General features: G+C 45.8%; 6 protein-coding genes. 3 read left to right on the top strand and 3 right to left on the bottom strand.

Annotated elements, in window-relative coordinates:
• Positions 1-292 precede the first annotated feature (292 nt).
• Positions 293-1,696, top strand: a complete 1,404-nt coding sequence (locus tag RM811_RS13005; protein WP_402524927.1) for a PhoH family protein — start codon at positions 293-295, stop codon at positions 1,694-1,696.
• A gap of 82 nt (positions 1,697-1,778) precedes the next feature.
• Here the strand turns inward: RM811_RS13005 and RM811_RS13010 are convergent, their stop codons facing one another.
• Entirely contained in the window at positions 1,779-2,411 is a 633-nt protein-coding gene (locus RM811_RS13010; RefSeq protein WP_402524915.1) for a nascent polypeptide-associated complex subunit alpha, read from the bottom strand.
• A gap of 450 nt (positions 2,412-2,861) precedes the next feature.
• Here RM811_RS13010 and RM811_RS13015 point away from each other — a divergent pair, with 450 nt between their 5' ends.
• Together RM811_RS13015 and yaaA are read left to right on the top strand one after the other, a co-directional pair.
• Complete coding sequence (locus tag RM811_RS13015) at positions 2,862-3,350, top strand: hypothetical protein (protein ID WP_402524917.1); 489 nt, start codon at positions 2,862-2,864, stop codon at positions 3,348-3,350.
• Positions 3,351-3,500: 150 nt separating this feature from the next.
• On the top strand, positions 3,501-4,277 hold the full coding sequence (yaaA, locus tag RM811_RS13020) for a peroxide stress protein YaaA (RefSeq protein WP_402524920.1): 777 nt from the start codon (positions 3,501-3,503) through the stop codon (positions 4,275-4,277).
• Positions 4,278-4,378: 101 nt separating this feature from the next.
• Here the strand turns inward: yaaA and RM811_RS13025 are convergent, their stop codons facing one another.
• Positions 4,379-4,978, bottom strand: coding sequence for a hypothetical protein (locus tag RM811_RS13025; RefSeq protein ID WP_402524923.1), 600 nt, complete (start codon positions 4,976-4,978; stop codon positions 4,379-4,381).
• Positions 4,979-5,122: 144 nt separating this feature from the next.
• Positions 5,123-5,695: a hypothetical protein gene (locus RM811_RS13030; protein ID WP_402524925.1), complete on the bottom strand. Its 573-nt coding sequence runs from the start codon at positions 5,693-5,695 to the stop codon at positions 5,123-5,125.
• Positions 5,696-6,000: the final 305 nt, after the last annotated feature.

Consider the following 6,000-nt stretch of genomic DNA (forward strand, 5'->3'; position numbering starts at 1 on the left):
ACAAACCCTGAATAGAGAAGTACAGGCCGCTTATCCACAGAGCTACCCGCAGGAAACAGCCCATATGGGCTAAATGATTAATTATAAAAAGAAATAAACAGGAAAAAGAATCAAGATTTATAATAATAATTAGCGATACAACCTTTCAAGACTAGCCTTAAAATTTAACAAATTAAACCCTTTTGAAAGTAAAATTTTTTTTTTATTCTACATTGGAATTTAACCTTGCCGGATTAAACCTTTTCGATAAGAATCAAATATGAGTGACCAAAAAAAAACAAGGGAGCTGCCTATGGGACATGCCTTGGAAACCAGGCCAATAATCTCATCCATATCTACCACCTATATTCTGGACAGCAACGTTCTGATACATGATCCAAACTCAATCCTCAATTTCGAAGAACATCAGGTACTCATCCCTATAACCGTCCTGGAAGAGCTGGACAAACTAAAGAACGGAAAACAAACCATCGCGGCTGACTGCCGTCAGGCCATCCGTCTGATCGACAATATTCTCGGTACTGCAACACCGCCTGAAATAACGCAGGGTGTTCCCATCGAGCGAGGCAATACCACTGAAACCTCAGGCACACTCTCCATCATGATGAGTCATGCCGATGATAAAATAACAACGCTGCCCAGCAGCAATAACGATAACCAGATAATCAACGACATCTGTCAATATCAGAAAACCTACCCGGACCGACAGTTCATTCTGGTCACCAAAGACATCAACATGCGCCTTAAGGCCAGAGGCTGCGGTGTTCTTACTGAGGATTACCATAGCGATCAGCTGGTCAGCGACATTGGGCTGCTCACCAAAGGCTACCTTCACTACGAAGATAACTTCTGGGATCGTGTCGATGAAGTCAAAACGGCTCAGCATGATGGTAAAACCATTTACACTATAGCCAAGAGTGCATTTTCTGAAGAGCTCTATCTCAACAAGTTTTTATTAGACGATCAGGGATTTGTCGCAAAAGTGGTCGATATAGCAGACGACCATGTAAGCCTTCAGCACTACAGCCGGGAAAGCCTGATGAATCAGGAGGTATGGGGCTTAAAACCGCTCAATATCCATCAGGCCATGGCATTAAACCTGTTACTGGACCCGGATGTACACCTGGTTAATCTTAATGGTGCTGCCGGCTCTGGCAAAACCATTCTGGCCCTGGCCGCCGCCATCGAAATGACTGTCGCCAGCAAACAATACCGGAGAATTATTGCCACACGTTCAACACAGGGTCTGGATGAAGACATCGGTTTTCTCCCGGGTACTGAAGCTGAGAAGATGGAACCCTGGTTAGGAGCTATCACCGATAACCTGGAAGCACTGCACAATGATGATGAGTCCACCAACAGCAGTGTGGAATATATTCTTGATCGAGTGCCACTGCACTTCAAATCGCTGAACTACATTCGCGGCAGGAGCTTCCAGCAAAGCCTGATCATTATTGATGAGTGCCAGAACCTGACACCTCACCAGATCAAAACCATCATCACCCGTGCCGGTGTTGGCAGTAAGGTTATCTGTCTGGGCAACCTGGCCCAGATTGATACGCCCTATCTGGCAGCGACCAGTTCCGGTTTAACCTATATGACAGAGCGCCTGAAGCATTTCCCTCATGGTGGCTCAATACAATTACAGGGAGTCCCAAGATCACCTCTGGCGGCTTATGCAGAGGCACATTTATAAAGCGCTGAAACACTTCCAACCATTAACCCAGGCTGCAATCACAGCCTGGGTTACCTTCTAAAAACTCCAAAGAACCAAAAGCTCACATTGTTAATTCCATTATGGAATTAACAATATCCTTATCATTCTTACGCAGCGCCGCAACTGCTTTATTTTTATCGACTCCCGCCTGCGACATGACAAGTTCGATGTCCTTTGCCTTGAGACCACTATCATCAACTTCCTGCTCTTCATCCTCATTCACTTTCCCGGCAGTAGCAGCATTCTCAACAAGGTTCCCGGCATGTTCCTGATTTTCCATTATCCGCTTTGAAGCCTCAATCATTGGCTGCTGCGACATGTCCTCAATTTTGGCCTCACCAAATACAACATAGGTGTCACTATAGGTGCCACTGCCGGACGATTTATAAACATCTGGATTAATAAAAACAAACTGGGCGTTTGTCGACCTCTGCATGGTAACTCTTGTAACCCCCGGAATCTCCTTCAGGTTCAACAATTTCATCGCTTTACGTGCTTTTTTTTCTGATCTGGATTGTTTCCGTTCAGACTGAGCCTTGTCCTGTAGTCCGGATTCTCTGACAGTAACCGACCGACCACTCGCGTGTCCAACAATCCCATCACTATCGTTTTCACTGCCACTGTCATTGCTACCTGAACAATCCTGCGTACTATTAACCGGTAACGAAGACTGCAAACCCGCTACACCAGCCATAAGCCACTCCTTTAATCGAATTGAAATAAGACTTTTTAGAATTAATTTCAGATTTATAGATTGTATTTTTCCTCAGAAAAAAACTCTGAAACGAACCTTAAAATATCGCATTAACTCTCAAGCAATCCCCGGCTAATAAAACCGGGCTACCGACTTCCAGCCCCATCGTCCACATTGTTACTCACATCGCTTTGAAAAAACGGGTGATCTGATTTTTCCAGAAAGTGTAGTATAGAACGCCCAATCAAAAGAAGTTCGACCCGGTACACCAATCGCTCTCTTCCTGCAGGCGTCTTCCATGTTCACCAAAAAGCTTGAGTTTGACCTCAAACTTCCAGTAATCGAGTAACATGGCTTCGGGAGTACCTTGCGCTAAAAGCGCACTCTCAAACCAGCCGGAGAAAAATCCACTAATATCGTCTAGATTTAACAGGTTTAGAAAGGAGTGTAATGATGAAATCAGGTGTATATCTTCTGCTACTGATGGTGGTATTACTGATTCCCGGATTATCCATCGAAGCAGCAAAACGAACTCCCCCATCCATAGCCCAAAACTCAAGTCCAGATAAACCCGTAAACTTTTCGGGAGTCTGGAAAAACCAGCGTGGTTCTCTACTGAAACTGCAAAGCGCACTGCAAAGCGCTCGCGGTGATCATTTAAAAGGCTATTTCACAACCACCGTGGCCAATACTCAAGCCTGCATAGGTAAAGAGATTCCTGTTCAGGCCATCCATAACAGCAACTCATTGGCATTAAGCCTGAGCATGGAGAGCTGCGGTTCTCCAGTGACTATTGCAATCAGTGGCTTGCTACGCAAATCAGCAGTGGCTGGAGAGCCCGATAAAATGGAGACCATGGCTCTCATTCAATGGAATGGTCAGGAAAGCTGGAAATCAAGAGTCATCACTAATGATACTTACATGAGGGTCAGTGAATAGCACGAGTACTGATGCGACGCTCTTCGATAACGGCTATCAATCGCTCTGTCAGGGGTTATTGCCCCTTTCAGCGCTATTAAAGGAACGCCCCCTGTTCTACTATTGTCATCCATACCATGATCACCAGCTTTAATAATCAGGGAGTGTTTAATGCTGCTCGTTATTTCTCCGGCCAAAACCCTGGACTATGAAACGCCACCTGAAACCAAACAATATACCCAGCCTGACTTTCTTGATCAGTCTGCCCTGCTGATCGAAGAACTCCGGGCGTTAAATCCGGCAGAGATTGGCAGCCTGATGAGCATTAGCGATAAACTCGCACAGCTTAACGCTGCCCGTTTTCAGGCATGGTCCACCCCATTCAGCCCGGATAATGCCAAACAGGCGGTACTGGCCTTTAAGGGCGATGTATACACTGGCCTGGACGCAGAAACACTCACTGAAAAGCAGCTTTCCTATACTCAGCAACATCTGAGAATTCTATCCGGCCTTTATGGCCTTCTGCGTCCACTGGACCTGATGCAGGCCTACCGTCTGGAAATGGGTACACGCTTTGCCAATCAGCGAGGCAAAGACCTCTATCAATTCTGGGGCGGATTAATTACCGGGCAGCTGAATAAAGCACTGGCCAGTGAGAAAACACAGGTACTGATTAATCTGGCTTCCAATGAGTACTTCAAATCCGTGCAGCCAAAGCAGATAAATGGGCAGATTATTACCCCGGTTTTTAAAGACTGGAAAAATGGTCAATACAAAATCATCAGTTTCTATGCGAAGAAAGCTCGTGGTCTTATGTGTCGCTATACCATCGACAACAATATTGACCAGCCTGAAAAGCTGAAAGGCTTTGATTACGCAGGCTATGGATTTAATGAGGCCATGTCTTCCGACAGGGAATGGGTGTTTACCCGGGAGGTTCAGGCCTGAATGAAAACGAAACCTGTATTTTGCCCCTGCCTGCGCCCATATGGGCCTAACTTTACGGCAGGTTTGGGAAAAAGGCTTCAGGCATCGTCCCTGACGGAACTTTAATATTTTTTGATCAGCTCATTATATATTTTTTCCTGGTCTTCCAAGTCCAGGAAATAAACAAACTCCCTGATATCAGACAAGGATTCAGACAAGGCTGATGCTCTTGTAGGACATTTATTTTCCAGAAGGTTATGCAAAGGCTGGTATCGACTATTCACCAGAAGGTTGCCGGTAAAGGAGCTTTCAGGTGAGCGAGAGGCAATATCATCCCGCGTTGCCTGTGACAAAACGTGAAGCAGATGATCAACCGCGTGTCTATAGGCTTCCTTATCTTGTTTATAATTCAAAAAGTTGCCTTTTCGCACTTCCTTTGCCAATAGTTTAATACTTTCGTTCAGATCGCTTGCCACCCCTTGCCGAAGGGATCCGCAGCAGGTCGGTACCGGTTTACCTTCGCCGAGCCATTTTATACATCTTTCAGTAATAAATTGTGACGAAGTCTGCGCTCCTTGTTTGTTCATAACCAAATACTTAGCGCCACCACAAACTCTATTAACAAGCGATTGGTGTGCTGATTCGTCAGTGCGTTGGGCAGATGGCTCTTTATTAAACACTGCCGATACCATCATATACACACCATCCATCAGAATATTCACTCCCTGATTGGCACATTTCTGCTCATACTCAAGCGATGTCAGACAAATATCGAATATCGAACCAAGATATTGCTGCCTGCTATGAACGTAGACCAGTAAATTGAGAAAAAGTTCCTGTCTTTAGAGAGTGTTCAAACAAGGATTTCAACGTAGCATCGAAGGCGAATCCATCCAGAAATAAACGGACCAGCTGTCCCTGAACAACCCGGGAGAGTTCATTTTTCTCAGAGAGCCTCTTATCTGCCCTTCAAGCAGATACTGAGTCTCCTCACCACGACCATCCAGAACTCCCTGTTGTTCATACCACCCCTCGGTATTGTCACCAAGGCATTGATTAATGAAAGCCTGAGCCTGCTGATATACCTGATGTGCGGTCTCCTGATCAGGATAAGCCTTATTGCAGACATAGCTGTACTTGTCGGACCACTGCCATACCTGACAGCTGTTTTCTATCAATTGGTAACGACTATCCCAAAGGGTGATTTTATTTTTATAGGAAGGGCGAAGGCGAATGGTCTCGAAATTATTATTACTTTTGCTGAACAGGGTAGACAGGGATTGGCAGTCTGCCTGTTCACCTTTCGGGGACGAAACTGAAGAATCGGCCGTTGAGTCCTTGGTATTGATTGAGCTGCAACCTGACAGCAGAACTGCCACAAAGGCCATGAAAAAGCACTGCTTTCCCAGCCTTTTTCCAGAAACCGTCTTCCAAAACATCTGCTCTTCTCCTTACAGACAAGCCGAGATACTGTGCTTACGATCGTTAGCAGAGTATAGGGAGGCAAAGAGAAAAGAAATAAAAAATGCCGGTGAGCTAAAAAGCAGACCGGCATTTTATCATCTCGCTCCCATGCTCTGCGTGGTAGCGCTACGTTCTATCCACAGATACTGTACCTGCGGATGGCTATGCATTCCCACGCGGAGCGTGGGAACGAGGAATACATCTCGCTCCCACGCTCTGCGTGGTAGCGCTGTGTCCCATCCACAGGAACAGTACCTGCGGAGGGTTATGCATTCCCACG

Source organism: Endozoicomonas sp. (assembly GCF_031844845.1).
GTDB lineage: Bacteria > Pseudomonadota > Gammaproteobacteria > Pseudomonadales > Endozoicomonadaceae > Endozoicomonas.

What these genes read in the sequence shown, in the direction of transcription:
- RM811_RS13005 (WP_402524927.1), top strand. Translation starts at nt 293, where the DNA reads ATGGGACATGCCTTGGAAACCAGGCCAATAATCTCATCCATATCTACC.
- RM811_RS13010 (WP_402524915.1), bottom strand. Translation starts at nt 2,411, where the DNA reads ATGGCTGGTGTAGCGGGTTTGCAGTCTTCGTTACCGGTTAATAGTACG.
- RM811_RS13015 (WP_402524917.1), top strand. Translation starts at nt 2,862, where the DNA reads ATGATGAAATCAGGTGTATATCTTCTGCTACTGATGGTGGTATTACTG.
- yaaA (WP_402524920.1), top strand. Translation starts at nt 3,501, where the DNA reads ATGCTGCTCGTTATTTCTCCGGCCAAAACCCTGGACTATGAAACGCCA.
- RM811_RS13030 (WP_402524925.1), bottom strand. Translation starts at nt 5,695, where the DNA reads ATGTTTTGGAAGACGGTTTCTGGAAAAAGGCTGGGAAAGCAGTGCTTT.